19 protein-coding genes are annotated in these 15,577 nt (G+C 70.8%); 3 read left to right on the forward strand and 16 right to left on the reverse strand.

What is annotated here, in order from left to right:
• Nucleotides 1-51 precede the first annotated feature (51 nt).
• The 12 genes from K5880_RS21080 to K5880_RS21130 are packed head-to-tail and all read right to left on the reverse strand — an operon-like array spanning nt 52 to nt 10,159.
• The gene (locus tag K5880_RS21080; protein WP_297657200.1) at nt 52-774 is read right to left on the reverse strand and encodes a class I SAM-dependent methyltransferase; all 723 of its coding nucleotides are present in this window, start codon (nt 772-774) and stop codon (nt 52-54) included.
• Nucleotides 771-1,571 carry a polysaccharide deacetylase family protein gene (locus K5880_RS21085; RefSeq protein WP_297657206.1) on the reverse strand — a complete coding sequence of 267 codons (801 nt, stop codon included), beginning with the start codon at nt 1,569-1,571 and terminating at the stop codon, nt 771-773. The genes K5880_RS21080 and K5880_RS21085 overlap by 4 nt, the downstream gene beginning before the upstream one ends.
• Nucleotides 1,568-2,212 (reverse strand): alpha/beta hydrolase-fold protein, encoded by a 645-nt coding sequence (locus tag K5880_RS21090; protein WP_297657208.1) that lies wholly within the window; start codon nt 2,210-2,212, stop codon nt 1,568-1,570. The genes K5880_RS21085 and K5880_RS21090 overlap by 4 nt, the downstream gene beginning before the upstream one ends.
• On the reverse strand, nt 2,209-4,551 hold the full coding sequence (locus K5880_RS21095; protein ID WP_297657211.1) for an MMPL family transporter: 2,343 nt from the start codon (nt 4,549-4,551) through the stop codon (nt 2,209-2,211). Before K5880_RS21095 ends, K5880_RS21090 begins: the two co-directional genes overlap by 4 nt.
• Nucleotides 4,548-5,120 (reverse strand): LolA-related protein, encoded by a 573-nt coding sequence (locus K5880_RS21100; RefSeq protein WP_297657213.1) that lies wholly within the window; start codon nt 5,118-5,120, stop codon nt 4,548-4,550. The genes K5880_RS21095 and K5880_RS21100 overlap by 4 nt, the downstream gene beginning before the upstream one ends.
• Nucleotides 5,117-6,022 carry an acyl-CoA synthetase gene (locus K5880_RS21105; protein ID WP_297657215.1) on the reverse strand — a complete coding sequence of 302 codons (906 nt, stop codon included), beginning with the start codon at nt 6,020-6,022 and terminating at the stop codon, nt 5,117-5,119. The genes K5880_RS21100 and K5880_RS21105 overlap by 4 nt, the downstream gene beginning before the upstream one ends.
• Nucleotides 6,019-6,330: a 3-hydroxyacyl-ACP dehydratase gene (locus K5880_RS23185; protein ID WP_366883361.1), complete on the reverse strand. Its 312-nt coding sequence runs from the start codon at nt 6,328-6,330 to the stop codon at nt 6,019-6,021. Before K5880_RS23185 ends, K5880_RS21105 begins: the two co-directional genes overlap by 4 nt.
• On the reverse strand, nt 6,317-7,666 hold the full coding sequence (locus K5880_RS21110) for an AMP-binding protein (protein WP_366883363.1): 1,350 nt from the start codon (nt 7,664-7,666) through the stop codon (nt 6,317-6,319). The genes K5880_RS23185 and K5880_RS21110 overlap by 14 nt, the downstream gene beginning before the upstream one ends.
• A complete protein-coding gene (locus tag K5880_RS21115) occupies nt 7,663-8,334 on the reverse strand; it encodes an acyl carrier protein (RefSeq protein WP_297657218.1) in 672 nt (223 codons plus the stop codon). The genes K5880_RS21110 and K5880_RS21115 overlap by 4 nt, the downstream gene beginning before the upstream one ends.
• A 4-nt stretch (nt 8,335-8,338) precedes the next feature.
• Nucleotides 8,339-8,623 carry a phosphopantetheine-binding protein gene (locus tag K5880_RS21120; RefSeq protein WP_297657221.1) on the reverse strand — a complete coding sequence of 95 codons (285 nt, stop codon included), beginning with the start codon at nt 8,621-8,623 and terminating at the stop codon, nt 8,339-8,341.
• Between the two features lie 30 nt (nt 8,624-8,653).
• Nucleotides 8,654-9,916 (reverse strand): beta-ketoacyl-[acyl-carrier-protein] synthase family protein, encoded by a 1,263-nt coding sequence (locus K5880_RS21125; RefSeq protein ID WP_297657224.1) that lies wholly within the window; start codon nt 9,914-9,916, stop codon nt 8,654-8,656.
• 3 nt (nt 9,917-9,919) lie between these two features.
• Nucleotides 9,920-10,159, reverse strand: coding sequence for a phosphopantetheine-binding protein (locus tag K5880_RS21130; RefSeq protein WP_297657226.1), 240 nt, complete (start codon nt 10,157-10,159; stop codon nt 9,920-9,922).
• A gap of 233 nt (nt 10,160-10,392) precedes the next feature.
• Between K5880_RS21130 and K5880_RS21135 the strand changes: the two genes are divergently transcribed.
• The 3 genes from K5880_RS21135 (at nt 10,393) to K5880_RS21145 (ending at nt 11,780) form a co-directional block, all read left to right on the forward strand.
• Nucleotides 10,393-11,067, forward strand: a complete 675-nt coding sequence (locus tag K5880_RS21135) for a phosphatase PAP2 family protein (RefSeq protein ID WP_297657229.1) — start codon at nt 10,393-10,395, stop codon at nt 11,065-11,067.
• Nucleotides 11,068-11,128: 61 nt separating this feature from the next.
• Nucleotides 11,129-11,257: a hypothetical protein gene (locus K5880_RS21140; protein WP_297657232.1), complete on the forward strand. Its 129-nt coding sequence runs from the start codon at nt 11,129-11,131 to the stop codon at nt 11,255-11,257.
• 115 nt (nt 11,258-11,372) lie between these two features.
• On the forward strand, nt 11,373-11,780 hold the full coding sequence (locus tag K5880_RS21145; RefSeq protein WP_297657236.1) for a GreA/GreB family elongation factor: 408 nt from the start codon (nt 11,373-11,375) through the stop codon (nt 11,778-11,780).
• A gap of 41 nt (nt 11,781-11,821) precedes the next feature.
• Here K5880_RS21145 and K5880_RS21150 read toward each other — a convergent pair whose 3' ends face one another.
• The 4 genes from K5880_RS21150 to K5880_RS21165 form a co-directional block, all read right to left on the reverse strand.
• Nucleotides 11,822-12,379, reverse strand: coding sequence for an NADPH-dependent FMN reductase (locus K5880_RS21150; protein ID WP_297657239.1), 558 nt, complete (start codon nt 12,377-12,379; stop codon nt 11,822-11,824).
• A 17-nt stretch (nt 12,380-12,396) separates the two neighbouring features.
• Nucleotides 12,397-13,320, reverse strand: a complete 924-nt coding sequence (locus tag K5880_RS21155; RefSeq protein WP_297657242.1) for a LysR family transcriptional regulator — start codon at nt 13,318-13,320, stop codon at nt 12,397-12,399.
• 63 nt (nt 13,321-13,383) lie between these two features.
• A complete protein-coding gene (locus K5880_RS21160) occupies nt 13,384-14,574 on the reverse strand; it encodes a CoA transferase (protein ID WP_297657245.1) in 1,191 nt (396 codons plus the stop codon).
• The gene (locus K5880_RS21165; RefSeq protein ID WP_297657248.1) at nt 14,571-15,512 is read right to left on the reverse strand and encodes a hydroxymethylglutaryl-CoA lyase; all 942 of its coding nucleotides are present in this window, start codon (nt 15,510-15,512) and stop codon (nt 14,571-14,573) included. The genes K5880_RS21160 and K5880_RS21165 overlap by 4 nt, the downstream gene beginning before the upstream one ends.
• Between the last annotated feature and the right edge of the window lie 65 nt (nt 15,513-15,577).

Consider the following 15,577-nt stretch of genomic DNA (forward strand, 5'->3'; position numbering starts at 1 on the left):
GGACCGGGCATTGTCTCAGAAGGGTTTCGACGCATGGGGGCAGGGGTACCTTCAGTGCGGCACACGGCAGACCAGCATCACGTTGGCAAAAGGCTTGCGCCCGCTCATGGGTTCGGTCTCCACCACGAAGCCCAGGCGCTGCAGCTCGGCCACCCAGTCGGCCAGCGTGCGGCAGTACAGCTGCGGCAGGCGGTGGCCACGCGTGTAGGTGACGAGGCGGTCCACGCCGTTGCAGATGCGGTAGCGCAGGCCGGCGCCGGCGTCGCCGATGCGGGTGAGGAACACACCCCCCGGCGGCAGGGCTTCCCGGATGCGCGCGAGCACGCTGCGCTGCTGCTCGTGGCTGAAGTAGTGCAGCGCGTCCAGGATCAGGATGGCGTCGGGCTGGCCGAAGTTCACCGCGTTCATATCGGCCTGCTCCACCCGCACCACCGGGTGCTGCGGACCGAAGGCACGCGCGGCGCGCTCCACGTCCTTGCGCATCAGTTCCACGCCGCGCAGTTCGCGCGGCAGCGGCGGCGGCGCCCAGCCTTCGGGCCACTGGCCCTGCTCGTGCAGCCGGCGCGCGGCCAGCAGCCAGGCGAACAGGCTGCCCTGGCCGCAGCCCAAATCCAGGTAGCGCCCGCCTTCGGGCAGCAGGCCGCGGCGCAGCATCTCGTGAAAGATGCTGTCGTAGCCGAGCTTGCCGCGCGCGTAGTGGTAGGCAAAGCGCCCGCTGGGGCGGAAGGTGGCACTGGCTTCGTTCACCAGCGTGTTCAGGAATCGTCGGCTCATGAAAGGGCTTGATTCAACGTGACGGGATGGAGCTGGCGTTCGGCCAGGGTCTGCAGCAGGCGCGGCAGCACGGCCAGGATCACAGGTTCGCCCGCGGGCGTGCGTGCCGCGTGGCCATCGTGCAGCAGCACGATGTCGCCCGGGCCGAGGCGGTCGGCCAGACGGTGGAACACGCGATCCGGGTCGCCGGTGCGGGTGTCGTAGGCGCGGCGCGTCCAGGTGGCGAGCTGCAGGCCCAGGCCGTGCAGCACCGGGTCGAGGAAAGGGTTGCGCAGGCCGGCGGTGGCGCGGAAGAAGCGCGGCGCCTGGCCGGTGATGTCACCAAGCACTGCCTGCGCGCGCGCGATGTCGCGCCGCATGCGCCCCGGGCCGAAGAGCGAGAACGCGTTGCTGTGCGCGAATCCGTGGTTCTCCACGCGGTGGCCGCGCTGCACGATCTCGCGGCACAACGCGGGGTGCTGTTCGGCGATGCGGCCGATGCAGAAGAAGCTGGCGCGCGCGTTCGCGGTGTCGAGCAGGTCGAGCACGCGCGGCGTGACCGCCGGGTCCGGGCCGTCGTCGATCGTGAGCGCGATCTCGCGCCGGCGCACCGCCGCCTCGGGCAGGCGCGTGAGGTTGGGGCCGAGCAGGTGCGAGCTGGGCCACAGGCCACCGGCCACCAGCACCGCGTGGTTGGCCACCAGCGCACCCACGGCCCAGGGCCAGGCGCTGGGCACGGCCAGCGTGCCCAGCAGCGCCGCGCCGTGCACGGCGGCCGAAGCGCGCAGGGTGGGCGACGGAGTCCAGCGGCGTGTCATGGGGTGAAGTGTCCGGCATCGAGGAAGCGATCCCACAGTAGCCGCCAGGCGGGCCAGTCGTGGCCGCCCGCGACCGTGTGGCGCGAGGCAGGAGCGAAGCGCCCGGCCACGCGCTCGATGCGCGCGGCGAAGCGGTCTTCGGTGCCGTGGCCGACGAACACCGGCAGATCAGGCGGTGGGCACTGCAGCCACTGCCACACGCGCAACTCGGGGTCGCGCAGGTCGTCCGGCGTGGGCTGCCAGTGGTCGGGGCCGCCGGCGCGCTCCATCACGTTCACGCTCGGCCGGCTGCCCGGGTAGGGGGCGAGCAGGCACAGTCCGTCGACCGCGCCCGGGTGCGCGGCCGCGTGCGCCATGGCCACCATGCCGCCCAGCGAGATGCCACCGAGCCAGACGCTGCTGCGCGCCGCGCGCGCGGGCGCCAGGATCTGGTCCTGCAGCGCGCCCCAGGTGTCGGCCGCGTCCAGGCCGATGCCGCTCACATCGACCGCCAGCAGGTCCACCGGCAGGCCGCGCTGCGCGATGGCGTCCGCGAATCCGGCCTCGAACAGTTCCTCGGGGCGCATGACCATGCCGGGCAACATCACCAGCAGGTGTGGCGCCTTGCCCGGCGTGCCGACGGTGCGCAGCACCGTGGTCATGGGGCGCCCTTCTGGCGCGCGGCAAAGGCCGCCGAGAGCAGCAGCGCGAGCAGCGCGCCCGGCCCGACCGTGACGCCGATGGCGTGCAGCACCGGCACCGACGACCAGGCCAGCACGCCGAAGCCGATGGCGGTGGTGGTGCTGGCCACCCCGATGGACAGCAGGGTCTCGTCGTCCAGCGTTTCACCGCGCCCGACGCGGTCGAAGAACAGCGCGTAGTTGGAACCCACGGCCACGGTGAGCAGCATGCCCACCAGGTGCAGCAGGTGCAGGCGCTCGCCGCTGGCGTGCAGGCCGGCCACCACCACCAGCACCGCCATCACCAGCGGCAGCACCACGCCCACGAGGCGGCGCGCGCTGCGCAGCGCAACGGCCAGCGCGACAACGATGGCCACGAAACCCGCGGCCGAGAGCTGGATCGCCTCCTGGATGTACTCGCCGTAGAGCGCGTCGAACTCGCCCTTGAGGTCGATGAAGATGGCGCCGCTGCCGGCCAGTGCGGCGCGCACCGCGTCCACCGGGATGTCTGCAGCCACCGCGTCGGGCGCGGGGCGCAGCGGCAGCAGCACGCTCCAGCCACCGGGGCGCTGCAGCAGCAGGGCGTCGACCACCAGTTCGAGGCCGCTGCCGTCGAGGTCGGCGCGCGTGAGGTTGGCCGAGGCGCGCGCGGCGCGCACGTCGTCCAGGAAGGGTTGCAGGCGCTCGGCGGACACCGGCGCGTCGACCAGCGCCTCGCGCAGGCGGGTGGCCAGTTCCTCGGGCGGCGGCAGGCTGGCGCGGCGCGCGTTCTGCGTCGCCTCGCTGGGCAGGAAGCGCGCCGGGCTGTCGAAGCCGCCGATCAGGCCCTCGTCCACCAGCCGCCGCAGCGCCGCGCCGGCGCGTTCGGCGGCCTGCAGCGCGGCTTCGCGGTCGGGCGCGGTGACCACCACCATGTAGCGCGCATCGGGTGCGCCCAGGTCGGCGCGCAGCCGTGCGTCCAGATCGCCTTCGGCCTGGCTGACCGTGGACAGCGCCGACAGGTTGGGGTACAGCAGGTCGTGGCGCTGCTGGAACAGGTACACCGCCGCGACCAGCACCAGCGCGACCAGCGGCCAGCGCAGCAGGCCGGCGTGTGCCACGAGCGGGCGCAGCATGCGGCCCTGGCGCGCGCCGTCGACCAGGTGCACGCCGGGGCCGGCCAGCGCCGGCAGCAGGAAGCGCGTGACCAGCGCGGCCGTGAACACGCCGGTGAGCGCGTACAGGCCAAGCTGGGCCAGACCGGGAAAGCCCGAAAACAGCAGCGCGCCGAAGCCGAACAGCGAAGTCAGCACGCCCAGGCGCACGGTGGGCCAGTAGCGCTCGCGCCAGGACGCCACCCCCAGGCGGCCGGACTGCACGAAGTAGTAGATGGCGTAGTCCACGGCCTCGCCGATGAGCGCCGCGCCAAAGCCCACGGTGATGCCGAACACCGTGCCGTGCACCAGGCCGACGACGACGATGGCCGCCAGCGTGCCGCTGAGCACCGGCACCAGCGTGAGCAGCAGCAGGCGCGCGCGGCGGTAGACGAAACCCAGCAGCAGCGCGATGGCGACAGCGCTCATGAGCGACAGGCGCATGACCTCCTGCTGGATGGTGGCGCGCGCCTGCACCGCGAACATGCCGGGGCCGGACATCTCCAGCGTGAGCCCCTGCAGGCCAGGCTGTGCGGTGGCCTGCGCGAAGCGCTCGCGCACCAGCGCGATGGCCGCGGCCTGCGCGTCGGTGTCGGAGCCGAGCGCGCGCGTCTGCACCAGCAGCATGGCGCGCTCGCCGTCGCGCGAGGCCCAGACGCCGTCGAGCTCGTTGGGCTGCACGCCCGCGTTCAGACCCGAAACCAGCTCGACCAGCTCGCCCGTGGGGTCGCGCGCCAGATAGGGCTTGAACAGCAGGCCGGCCGAGGAGCTGAGCAGGTCGACGCTGTTGTTCACCGCGCCGCGCAGGCCTTCGACGCTGAAGCGCCCGGGCGTGACGGCATCGCTGAGCAGGTAGCGGTGGTCCAGCAGGAAGTCGCGCGCGGTCTCCAGCGCGCCGGCTTCGCCGTTCTGCACCGAGGCCAGGCTGTCGTCGCTGGCCAGCGCGGCGCGCAGCGCGCGCGAGGCGTCGGCGCGCTGGCTGGCGTCGCCGCCGGCGATGGCGATCATCAGCAGGCGCGAGACCGCGCCCTCGCGCAGCTGGTCGACCATGACCTGCTGCTCCGCCGTGGGCCGCGAGGGCAGGAAAAAGGAGACGTCGGCCGAAAACCGCGTATTGAGCAACAGGACCACGCCCAGCGCCATGGCCGCCAGCCAGACCAGCAGGGCACGCAGGGTGCCGTGCGTCATGGGGTCTTCACCGGCTCGATGCGCATCTCGATGCGGTCACCATCGGCCTGCAGGTAGTCGATGCCCAGCACCTGTTCGCGCACGCCCTTGACGGTGATGCGCTGCAGCAGCGAGGCGATGCGTGAATCGTTCGGCACCAGGGTCAGAACCCAGGCGTCGACCTCGCCACTGAGCGCGAGGCGGTAGTTCTGCTCGAGCGAGGCGCGGTTGCCCGCCAGCGTGCTGCGGATGCTGTCGACGAAGGCCGCCACTTCCGGGCGCGCGATGAGCCGGATCGACATCTTGCGGTTGTCGCGCTCCAGGGTCAGCGTGTCCTTGTCGAGCACCACGGTTTCAGGCCTGGGCGTGAGGGTGCGTTTCTCCAGCCGGTCGGGCGCGGTGTAGCGCATCTCGCCGGTGGCGATGACCGGCTTGTCGAGCACGGCCAGGTAACGCTTCTCGACAAAGGTCGCCTCGCCGCCGCGGTTGCGCGCGAGTTCGGCCATGAGCTGGTCGATGTCGAAGCCGGCATGCGCCAGGGTGCTCGCACCGCAGAGCAACAGGCCGGTGATGAATTGTCGAAGCGTCATGAACGTTGCCAGAAATCGTAGAAGTTGAACCAGTTGTAGGGTGCGCGGCGGCAGAAGTCACCGAGGCGGTCGGCATAGGCCTGCATGGCGCTGGCGATGGCGGCTTCGCGGTCGCCGCGCTCGACATGGGTGAAATCGGCCAGTGGCTCGAAATGCAGCTCGTAGCGGTTGCCGCCCAGGTACAGGCCGGCCATGAAGAACACCGGCCGGCGCAGCATGGCCGCCATGCGCCAGGGACCGACCGGAAACCGCGCCGGCGCGCCCAGGAACAGGCATTCTGCCGTGCTGTCGTGGGCCAGCGAGCGGTCAGCCAGCAAACCCACAAGGGAGCCGGCATCGAGCCGGTCGCGCGCCCTGAGCATGGAGTCCGGGTGGCCCAGCGGCACCACGTCCTGCTGCGCCTGAGGGTTGATGGCGCCCAGGATGGCGTTGATCTTGCGCGCGTTCTCCTCGTACATGAGCATGGCCAGCGGCACGTGGGCGTGCGCGTGGGCCATGGCGCGCAGCACCTCGAAACTGCCGAGGTGAGCGCCGAGCAGCAGCGCACCGGGCTGGCGCGCCAGCGCGGCCTGCACCGCCTCGTGGCCGACGAACCGGATGTCGAACAGGTCGAAGCGGTCGTTGAGCAGATAGACGCGGTCGTGCACCGTGCTGGCGAAACTCATCACGTGGCGGCAGGCGTCGGCCCAGGTGGCGGGGCGCCCGAGCACGCGCTCGAGGTAGATGCGCCCGGTGCGGCGGGCACTGGGCGAGAAGAGCACGAAGTAGAGCGCGATGAAGCGCAATACCAGTCGCGCCACGGGCCGCCCCAGGCGCAGCGAGAGCCACACCATGAAGCGCAGCACGCCGAGGTGGCTGCGCTCCTGCTGGCGCATCCAGTCGGGCGGCGAGGGGTTGCTCATGGCGCGGCCGGTGGCACGAGGCTGCCGCTGGCGACTTCGCGGCCGTCGCAGCGCACGCTGAACGCCACCGTGCCGCGCGGCGTGGTGCGCAGCGTGAAGCGCAGCGCCTGCGAGGGCCCGACGGGCTCGAAGAACTTGGCCTGCGCGATCTGCCAGCCGGTGGCCTGCGGCGTGCCGCGCATGCGTGCCGCCAGCAGCACCGCGTGGTCGAGCAGCACCACACCGGGCACGATGGGGCGCACCGGGAAATGGCCGGCAAAAGCCGGGTGATCGGCTGGCACGGCCCAGGTGGCTTCAGCCGTGTCCATGCGGCCCCACCTTCTCGGCATGAAGCGCCTGCAGCGCGGTGCGCGGCAGCTTGCCGGTGGCGTTGCGCGGCAGGGCATCGAGCAGCACCAGCGGACGCGGCAGGAAGATCGCGTCCAGCCGCTGGCGCAGCGCGGCCATGAGCGTGCGCGCGTCCAGCGTGGGCGCGACCACGAAGGCGCACAGGCGCGTCACGCCGTCGTGGCCCGCCTCGTCGGGCAGGAAGAAGGCGGCGTCGACCACCCCGGGCACGGCACCGATCTGGTGATTGAGGTAGGCCAGCGAGGTGCGCTTGCCGGCGATGTTGATCAGGTCGGCATGGCGGCCGTGCAGCAGGAAACTGCCGTCGGCGCGGGACTCGATGACGTCGGCCAGCGGCACGCGGCCTTCGACGTGGCCGCCGTTGGCGTAGGTGGTATCGCCCTCGTGTTCGAGCCGAACCGCCTGCATCAGCTGCCAGGCCGCGCCTTCGATCGTGCGGCGGCTGGCCAGCGCGGACGATTCGGTGGAACCGTAGATTTCGTGCACCGGCGCGCCGCAGTACGCCTCGGCGCGGCGCGCCAGCTCGGGGCTCAGGGGCGCGGTGGCCGAGAGGATGAGATCCAGCGGGGGCACCGCCAGGCCCGAGGCGAGCAGTGCCGAGAGGTGGAACGGCGTGGTCACCAGCATGCGCGGGCGCGGCACCGCCTGCAGCGCAGCGACGATGTCCTGCGGATAGAACGGCTTGCCGGCGGCGAAGCTGCTGCCACCATGCAACGCCACGAGAAAAGTGGACTCGAAGCCGTAGCTGTGCTGCGTGGGCACGGTGCCGACGATGGCCACCGGTCGATCCAGCAGGCCCAGCGCGCGCGATTCGGCGCGCCCGTTGCGCACCAGCTTGCCCCAGGTCTTGCGGTGCGGTTGCGGCAGGCCGGTGGAGCCCGAGGTGAACAGGATGGCCACCACGCGCTCGTCATCGATCTGCGGCATCCCGGCATCCGCCGGGCGCGGCAGGGTGGCGAGGTCCGGGAACACGGTGCCGGGCACACCGGGCACCGTGTCGGGCCTGTCACCGAGCCAGCACACGCCGGGGTGATCGGCCGCGAGGCGCTGCAGGGTCTCGGGCGACTGCGACGAGGGCTGCAGGCTGACCTTGCCCGCGATCAGGCCGGCGGCGAAACCGACCGCGAAGTGGTAACGGTCCTCGCACATGTTGAGCAACCAGTCGCCCGCGGGCAACTGCGCCGCGAGCGCGTGCGCGTCGCCCAGGAAATCGCGCACCGTCACCGCGCCCTGCGCGCGCCAGGCGAACACGTCGTCCGGCGCGCGGTCGCTGATCAGCGGCGAGGTGGCGTTCATGGCTGGGAAGACCCGGCGCTGCCACCGCCACGCTGCGCCGACTCGCGCTTGTAGGCCTGCACGATGGCGGCAATGCCCGGGCGCTCGTGCGGCGGCAGCAGAAACAGGCGGCAGACGTGCTCGATCACGAACATCAGACCGATCAGCGGGCCGGTCAGCAGGTTGGCGTGCACCGACCAGATGGCGGGCGGCGCCCAGAGGAAGAGCAGCGTGGAGACCAGCGCGTTGGTGAAGAAGAACAGTGTCCAGGCCAGGGTCACGCCCCGCGTGTAGCGCAGCTTGCGCGCGGACAGTTCGTGGGAAAAGATGCGCCGCGCCATGCGCGTGATGAGCGCTTCGCCCGGGCCGAGCAGCGACTTGCCGAAGTACACGCCCAGCGCCACGTGAATGCCCAGGTGCTGCAGGTAGTACATCAGCGGCACGTTCAGGCGCAGCCGCGGCCAGAGCCAGGCCAGCGCGACCGCGAGGGCCAGCACACCCGCCGCGCGCACCACCCGCTGCGGCAGCCGCCACAGCGCCATGAGCACCGCCGCCCCGATGGGCAGCACGGCGACCGCGGCGTTGAAATCGGGGTTGCCCCAGCCGGCGCTGCCCACGTGCGCGGCGACCACCCAGGCCACCATGAGGAGCAGCACGCCGAGGTCCCGCAGCACCGAGGGGAGCTTCATCACGCTACTGCGTGCGCTGGCTGGCGATGTAGGCCGTCAGGGCGCGCGGCGAGGCGAAGATCTTCTCGTTGTCCTCGTTGTCCGAGCGCATCTGGAACCCGTAGCGCTTGGAGATGACGAGCGAGATTTCGAGCATGTCGATCGAATCCAGCCCCATGCCTTCGCCATACAGCGGGCCGTCGGGGTCCACCTCGCCGGGTTCGAGCTCCATGTTGAGGGCTTCGATGATCAGCGCGACCACCTCGGGCACGAGGGCGTCGACGGTGGCGGGGGAAACGGGTTCGGTCATGTCATTCACTCGGGAGAAAAAACAGGCGCCTCAGCGGGCGGGCGGTGCACGAAACGCCAACACGGCGTTGCTGCCGCCAAAGGCAAAGGAGTTGGACAGCGCGGCCCGCAGCGGCACGCCACGGCGGCCCTGCAGCACATGGTCCACGCCCTCGCAGGCGGGGTCGATGCGGCCGGCCAGGTGGGCGGTGGGCGGCACGGCCTGCTCGCGCAGCGCCAGCGCGGTCACCACCGCTTCGACGGCACCGCAGGCACCGAGCAGGTGGCCGTGCATGGATTTGGTAGCGCTCACGGCCAGCCTCGCCGCGCCATCGCCGAACACCTCGCGCAGGGCGGAGATCTCCACCGGGTCGCCCTCGGTGGTGGCGGTGCCGTGGGCATTGACGTAATCGATGTCGCCGGGCGCAAGGCCGGCGTCGGCCAGCGCGCCGCGCAGGGCACGCGCCTGGCCCTGCCGGTGCGGTCGGACCAGGTGGCTGTGATCGCAACTGGTGCCATAGCCGACGATTTCACCATGGATGGTTGCGCCCCGTGCGGCGGCGTGGTCCCAGGCCTCCAGCACCAGAGCCGCGCCGCCTTCGCCCAGCACCAGACCGGCGCGGTCGGCGGCGAACGGCCGGCAGGCGGTGGGCGCGGTCTGCGCATCGCCGGGGGCCAGCACGCGCATCGCCTCCCAGGCGCGCACCACGCCGTAGGACTGGCAGACATCGGAGCCACCAGTGAGCATGACCGAGGCCTCACCGCTGCGCACGCGCCGGAAGGCCTCGCCAATGGCGATGCCCGAGGAGGCGCAGGCCGCCGTGTGGCTGGTGCTCACACCGCCCAGGCCCAGCTGTATCGAGATGTGCGCGTTGACCGCGTTGTTCATGCCCTGTACGACCGCCAGGGGGGATAGACGTTCACGGCCTTTGAGCCACATGTCGCGGTTGCCGCGCTCGTGCGCCGCCACGCCACCCAGCGCCGTGCCCCAGATGCAGCCCCAGTCCTCGCGGGACTCGTCGCCCGCAGCGGGCTGGCGCGGCAGGCCGGCCTGCGCCCACGCCAGGAAGGCCGCGGCCGTGCCCAGCTGGGCGAAGCGCTCCATCATCAGGGCCAGGGGCTTGCCGAGCAGGGCCTCGGGGTCGAAGTCCGGGCAGCTTGCCACCGGTGCCGACAGCGGGCGCGGCAGGTCGTCGGTGAGCAGGTGGCGCACGGCCGACTGACCGGCCAGCAGGCGTTCGAAAAAGTCTGTGTCGTTGCCACCGTAGGGGCTGATCACCCCGAGGCCGGTGATCGCGACGCGGTGAGCACACATGGCTCAGCCGGTCTTGAGCGCCGCCAGCGAGTCGATCACCGCCTGCATGTCGGCGACGGTTTTCGGAGGCGCCATGTCGGACGGGATTTCGATGCCCATGCGGTCCTCGGCCTCGAACATCAGTTCGGCCAGCATCAGCGAGTCCACCCCGAGATCGGCCAGCAGCGCGGCAGGCTCCACCCGTTCGGGCGCGACGCCCAGGCGGTCGGTGAGAAAGGTTCGAATCAGGTCGGTGGAGCTCATGAGGCACGCCCAAGGATGAGACCGGCACGGCGCGGCCTGGTCGCAGGCCGGGGCAGAACAACGAACATGGGGAAACTCCTCCGAAGCAAAGACCGTCTTGTATGCGTCTGATGCGGCCTTGGACGGGCACACGCCGCCCACTCTTCGCAGGGCGCCAGATTATACAAAGCACCCCATGCCGTACATTAATCCCGGCCCCCGGTCTGGGCGGTCGATGCCATACCCCCCACACCATGCCACCACCTTCCGATCGCCCCTGGCACCGGCTGCTTCTGAGGCGCTTCGTCACGCTGTGGTACCTCAAGGCCTTCGGCACGATGAGCTTCATGGTGCTGTTCTTCATGGCCTACTTCTGGGTGCTGCACAACCCGCAGAAGACACCGCTGATGGTGCCGACGGTCTGGGTGGACGACCTCGTCGCGTTCGTGCCGGCGGCGTTCTACGCCTACGTGTCGCTCTGGGTGTACGTGTCGCTGCCATCGGCGCTGCTGCTGCAGCTGCGCGAGCTGCTGCGCTATGGCCTGTGGACGGCGGCGATGTGCCTGCTCTGCCTGGCGCTGTTCTGGGTCTTTCCGACGCAGACACCGGTGCCCGACATCGACTGGGCGAACCACCCGCAGCTGGCGTTCATGAAGGGCCTGGACGCCTCGGGCAACGCCTTGCCCTCGCTGCACGTGGCCTCGGCGGTGTACTCGGCGGTGTGGTTGCGGCACATCCTGCGGCAGGTCCGCGCACCAGCCTGGGTCGGCTGGCTGAGCGCGCTGCAATGCGCGGTGATCGTCTGGTCCACGATGGCGGTGCGCCAGCATGTGTTCCTGGACGTGCTGGCCGGGGCGGTGGTGGGCACCGTGTTCGGCTGGCTGTCGCTGCGCGGCGCGCCGCCTGACGACCCGCGCGAACACACCTGAAGACCGAAGGGCATTGCGCCGCGCGCCGTCCTGGCGCCGAAGGGCTCCCTACAATCGCACGATGGCCTTCTGCCCCACCCTCAACCGCCGCCAGACCGCGCTCCTGCCCTTCGTGGCCGGCGGCGTGGCGCCTGGGCGCCAGCGGATGACGGGCCCGGCAGGACTGCGCCAGCCGGCCGCACTTTCCTGAGCCCGGCGATACCCCTTCCCCCCATCTGCGCAACTCCACCATCGCCGGGCCCCAAGCCCCGCGCTGCCGTGGCCGCCGCTCGTTCGCGCGGCGCTCACACGTTCTGGAGTGCCCCATGCACCACATTGCTTCCGAATCCGAGCGCCTGCTCACCGAACTCGACTTCTCCCGCCTGAACAAGCTCCGCGAAGGGCAAACGCTGCCGCCCGAACTCGCCGACGCGCTCGACACCCTGGATCTGGTGCCACCGCGCGAAGTGCCACCCGACGTGGTCACGATGTACTCGCAGGTCCTGGTCGAGGACGCCGCCTCCGGGCAACGCCGCAAGCTCACGCTGTGTTACCCCGGCGACGCCGAACCGCACCTGGGCTTCATCTCGGTGCTGTCGCCAGTGGGCGCGAGCCTGCTGGGCCGGCGCGTCGGCGCCACAGCGCGCTGGCACACACCCAATGGCGACGCCTGCGCGGCGGAGATTGCCACGCTGCTGTTCCAGCCCGAGGCCAGTGGCGACTACACGCTGTAGCCGCCACGGCGGCGTTCACACCCGGGCCGGCCGGCCCGGGGTCAGGTGGCCGCCAGGCTCGCCGCGTAACCCTGCAAGAACTCACCCAGCTGGGCCCGGACCTTCTCGTCCTGCAGCGCGCCATCGGGCCCGAACACCGCCGAAGCACGCGAGACCATCAGGCGCCCGCCGTGCCACTGGCGCGTGCCCAGCGTGCGCAGCACCTGCAGCCAGTGCGTCTGCGACATGATGGTGCCGAAGCCGCCGGGCGAGGCCCCGATGACCGCCACCGGCCGGTCGCGGAACACGTCGGGCAGGCCCGGCGTGGGCCGCGAGAGCCAGTCGATCGCGTTCTTGAACACCCCCGGAACGCCGTTGTTGTACTCGGGCGTGACGAGCAGCAGCGCGTCGCTGGCAAGGATCTTTTCCTTGAGCGCGCGCACCGCCGCGGGCGTGCCCTCGGCCTGCTCCAGATCGCCGTCGTAGAGCGGAATGCCGTGCAGCGTGGCCGGTTCGATCCGCGCGCCATCGCCGGCCAGCGGGACGGCCGCGCGCAGCAGCGCGGTGTTGAACGACTGGGCGCGCAGGCTGCCCGAAATGCCAAGAATCCTGATGGTCATGTGTGTGCCTCGCGGGTTCAGGTTTTCCAGAAATCCGGCCGCGCGTACTCGTGCTTGAGGAAATCGATCCACAGGCGCACGCGCAGGGCCAGGTGCTTGCGCTGCGGGAACAGCGCGTAGACGCCGTTGGGCGGCGCGGCGAATTCGTCCAGCACGCTCTCGAGCCGCCCGGCGGCGATGTCGGCCTCCACCTCCCAGGTGCTGCGCCAGGCGATGCCGTAACCGGCCAGGCACCATTCGCGCAGCACCTGGCCGTCGGTGCAGTCCAGCGGGCCGCCGGGGCGCATGTGCACGATCTCGGGTTCGCCGCCGTCGGCAGCGGGCATGGAGAAGGCCCAGCCCCGCGTCTGCGAGGCGTCGCTGGACAGCGCCAGGCAATCGAAGCGGGTCAGGTCGGCGGGCACTTGCGGGCGGCCGTGCTGCTGCAGGTACTTCGGCGTGGCCACGCACAGGCGGCGGTTGTCGGCCAGGCGCACGCTGACAAGGGACGAATCGGGCAGGTCGCCCACGCGCACCGCACAGTCGTAGGCCTCGCCGGCCACGTCGACCACGCGGTCGCTCAGGTTGAGCGAGATCGTCACCTCGGGGTGCAGTTCGCGAAAGCGCGGCACCAGCGGCGCCACGTGGCGGCGGCCGAAGCCGGCCGGGGCGGTGATGCGCAAGTGACCACTGGCTTTCACACCACCCGCACTGACGCTGGCTTCGGCATTCGCCATGTCCACCAGCAGGCGCTGGCAGTCTTCCAGAAAGGCGCTGCCTTCGTGCGTGAGGGTGATGCGCCGCGTGGTGCGCACCATGAGCTTCACACCCAGGCGGGCTTCGAGGGCGTCGAGCCGGCGCCCGATGATGGCCGGGGCCACGCCCTCGGCTTTGGCGGCGGCCGTCAGGCTGCCGCGCGTGGCCACGGCCACAAAGGTTTCAAGCTGCTTGAGTTTGTCCACCGGGGCAGATTACCCCACGAACCGTGATGGATCAATGTCAGATTTGCCAGGATTGATGACTTTTCAGGCTGCTTTCACCACGGTTTTCGCCAGACGCAGCGCGTCTTCAGGCTCATAGCCCAGCTCGGCCAGCAGCGGCGCGCTGTGTTCGCCCAGCCGGGGCGGGCTGCGCCGCACGCCCAGGCGCGCGCCGTCCAGCGCCAGCGGCAGCAGCACGGTCTGCGCGGTCTGGCCGGCGGTGTCGCCGTCCGGCAGGGTGATGGGCGCCAGCCCGCCGGTGGCGCGCAGGTGCGGGTCGTCCAGCAGCTCGTGCGGTTTGGTGATGGGGGCGAACGGCAGGCCATGGCGCTCGAACAGCGCGGCCAGATCGGCTGCCGTCTGCTTCGCCAGGCGCTCGCGCAGCAGCGGAACGAGCCAGTCGCGGCAGCGCACGCGGTTGTTGTTGCCCAGCAGGCGCGGGTCGTCGCGCAGGTCCTGGTAACCGAAGGCGTCGCAGAAGATGGCCCACTGCGTGTCGCTCACCACGGCCAGGAAGATCTGTTCACCACCCGCCACCTGGAACACGTCGTAGATGCCCCAGGACGAGATGCGGTCGGGCATGGGCGCGGCGGGTTTTCCGGTGACGGCGAACTGCATCATGTGCTGCGCCACCAGGAACACGTTGTTCTCGAACAGCGAACTCTGCACCTCGCAGCCCTCGCCGGTTTTCTCGCGCGCGCTGAGCGCGGCCATCACGCCGATGGCGCCGAACAGGCCGCCCATGATGTCGTTCACCGAGGAACCGGCGCGCAGCGGGTCGCCGGGGCGCCCGGTCATGTAGGCCAGGCCGCCCATCATCTGCACGACTTCGTCCAGCGCGGTGCGGTGGTCATAAGGGCCGGGCAGAAAACCCTTGTGGCTCACGTAGATCAGGCGCGGGTTGAGCTGCTTCAGCGTCGCGTAGTCCAGGCCCTGCTTCTTCATGGTCTCGGGCTTGAAGTTCTCGCTCACCACGTCGGCGGTGGCGATGAGCTTGAGCACCGCTTCCCGGCCCTCGGGCGTCTGCAGGTCCAGCACCAGGCTTTTCTTGTTGCGGTTGAACAGCGGGTAGAAGCCCGCGCCCGAGCCCAGCAGGCGGCGCGTGTTGTCGCCCGCGGGCGGCTCGACCTTGATGACCTCGGCCCCCAGGTCGGCCAGCACCATGCCGCAGGTGGGGCCCATGACCATGTGGGTGAATTCGACGACGCGGATGCCTTCGTAGGGGAGTTTTGTCATGTTGCAGAAGTCGTGTTGGATAACCAGCCCTTGGGCAGGCCGGCTTCGGGCGTCATGCCGTAGACCGGTTCGCCCGGCAGGCCGGCCTTGAGGGGTTCGCGCGCGACGATGAGTTGTTCCATGTCCACGCCGGTGCGCACGCCCATGGCCTCGAACATGAAGACCAGGTCTTCGGTGACCACGTTGCCCGAGGCGCCCGGCGCGTAGGGGCAGCCGCCCAGGCCACCGAGCGAGGCGTCGAAGGTGCGCACGCCCACGTCATACGCCGCCAGGCAGTTGGCCAGGCCCAGACCGCGCGTGTTGTGCATGTGGGCCGCGCCGGCGCGCTCGCCCAGTTCGGCGCGCAGCCGCGTGAACAGGCGGCGCACCTGCAGCGGGTGGGCCATGCCCGAGGTGTCGGACAGGCCGACCTCGTCCGCGCCCGCCTCGGCGCAGGCCACGGCCAGGCGGATCACGTCGTCCTCGTCCACCGCGCCCTGCAGCGTGCAGCCGAAGGCGGTGGACAGGCCGACCTCCATCGCCACACCGGGCACGGCGTCGCGCCGCAGCGCGTGCACGGCGCGCAACTCGTCCAGCATCTGTTCGCGTGTCTTGCGCACGTTCGCCAGCGAATGCGCTTCGCTCGCCGAGACCGGCAGGGTGATCTTGTGCACGCCGCTGGCCAGCGCTGCCTCGGCGCCGCGGCGGTTGGGCACCAGCGCCATCACGGTCAGGCCCGGGTGTTTCAGCGCGTGCTGCACCACCGCCGGCGCGTCGGCCATCTGCGGCAGCAGCCGGGGCGGCACGAAGGAGCCGACCTCGATCTCGCGCAGGCCGGCGGCCACGAGCGCGTCGATCCAGCGCAGCTTGTGGGCCGTGGGCATGGTGGCCTGGATGGACTGCAGGCCGTCGCGCGGGCCGACTTCGCTGATGAGGACTTCGGGAGGGGCGTTGTGCATGAAAAGCCGGGTTCGCTTGCGTTTCGAAAGATAGAACGATATTCTTTCTGTTGAAAGAATCGCAG

Source organism: Hydrogenophaga sp. (genome assembly GCF_025699295.1).
GTDB lineage: Bacteria > Pseudomonadota > Gammaproteobacteria > Burkholderiales > Burkholderiaceae_C > Hydrogenophaga.

Excerpts from the sequence above, each read along its gene's own strand:
- K5880_RS21080 (WP_297657200.1), bottom strand. The coding sequence starts at position 774 with ATGAGCCGACGATTCCTGAACACGCTGGTGAACGAAGCCAGTGCCACC.
- K5880_RS21085 (WP_297657206.1), bottom strand. The coding sequence starts at position 1,571 with ATGACACGCCGCTGGACTCCGTCGCCCACCCTGCGCGCTTCGGCCGCC.
- K5880_RS21090 (WP_297657208.1), bottom strand. The coding sequence starts at position 2,212 with ATGACCACGGTGCTGCGCACCGTCGGCACGCCGGGCAAGGCGCCACAC.
- K5880_RS21095 (WP_297657211.1), bottom strand. The coding sequence starts at position 4,551 with ATGACGCACGGCACCCTGCGTGCCCTGCTGGTCTGGCTGGCGGCCATG.
- K5880_RS21100 (WP_297657213.1), bottom strand. The coding sequence starts at position 5,120 with ATGACGCTTCGACAATTCATCACCGGCCTGTTGCTCTGCGGTGCGAGC.
- K5880_RS21105 (WP_297657215.1), bottom strand. The coding sequence starts at position 6,022 with ATGAGCAACCCCTCGCCGCCCGACTGGATGCGCCAGCAGGAGCGCAGC.
- K5880_RS23185 (WP_366883361.1), bottom strand. The coding sequence starts at position 6,330 with ATGGACACGGCTGAAGCCACCTGGGCCGTGCCAGCCGATCACCCGGCT.
- K5880_RS21110 (WP_366883363.1), bottom strand. The coding sequence starts at position 7,666 with ATGAACGCCACCTCGCCGCTGATCAGCGACCGCGCGCCGGACGACGTG.
- K5880_RS21115 (WP_297657218.1), bottom strand. The coding sequence starts at position 8,334 with ATGAAGCTCCCCTCGGTGCTGCGGGACCTCGGCGTGCTGCTCCTCATG.
- K5880_RS21120 (WP_297657221.1), bottom strand. The coding sequence starts at position 8,623 with ATGACCGAACCCGTTTCCCCCGCCACCGTCGACGCCCTCGTGCCCGAG.
- K5880_RS21125 (WP_297657224.1), bottom strand. The coding sequence starts at position 9,916 with ATGTGTGCTCACCGCGTCGCGATCACCGGCCTCGGGGTGATCAGCCCC.
- K5880_RS21130 (WP_297657226.1), bottom strand. The coding sequence starts at position 10,159 with ATGAGCTCCACCGACCTGATTCGAACCTTTCTCACCGACCGCCTGGGC.
- K5880_RS21135 (WP_297657229.1), top strand. The coding sequence starts at position 10,393 with ATGCCACCACCTTCCGATCGCCCCTGGCACCGGCTGCTTCTGAGGCGC.
- K5880_RS21140 (WP_297657232.1), top strand. The coding sequence starts at position 11,129 with ATGGCCTTCTGCCCCACCCTCAACCGCCGCCAGACCGCGCTCCTGCCC.
- K5880_RS21145 (WP_297657236.1), top strand. The coding sequence starts at position 11,373 with ATGCACCACATTGCTTCCGAATCCGAGCGCCTGCTCACCGAACTCGAC.
- K5880_RS21150 (WP_297657239.1), bottom strand. The coding sequence starts at position 12,379 with ATGACCATCAGGATTCTTGGCATTTCGGGCAGCCTGCGCGCCCAGTCG.
- K5880_RS21160 (WP_297657245.1), bottom strand. The coding sequence starts at position 14,574 with ATGACAAAACTCCCCTACGAAGGCATCCGCGTCGTCGAATTCACCCAC.
- K5880_RS21165 (WP_297657248.1), bottom strand. The coding sequence starts at position 15,512 with ATGCACAACGCCCCTCCCGAAGTCCTCATCAGCGAAGTCGGCCCGCGC.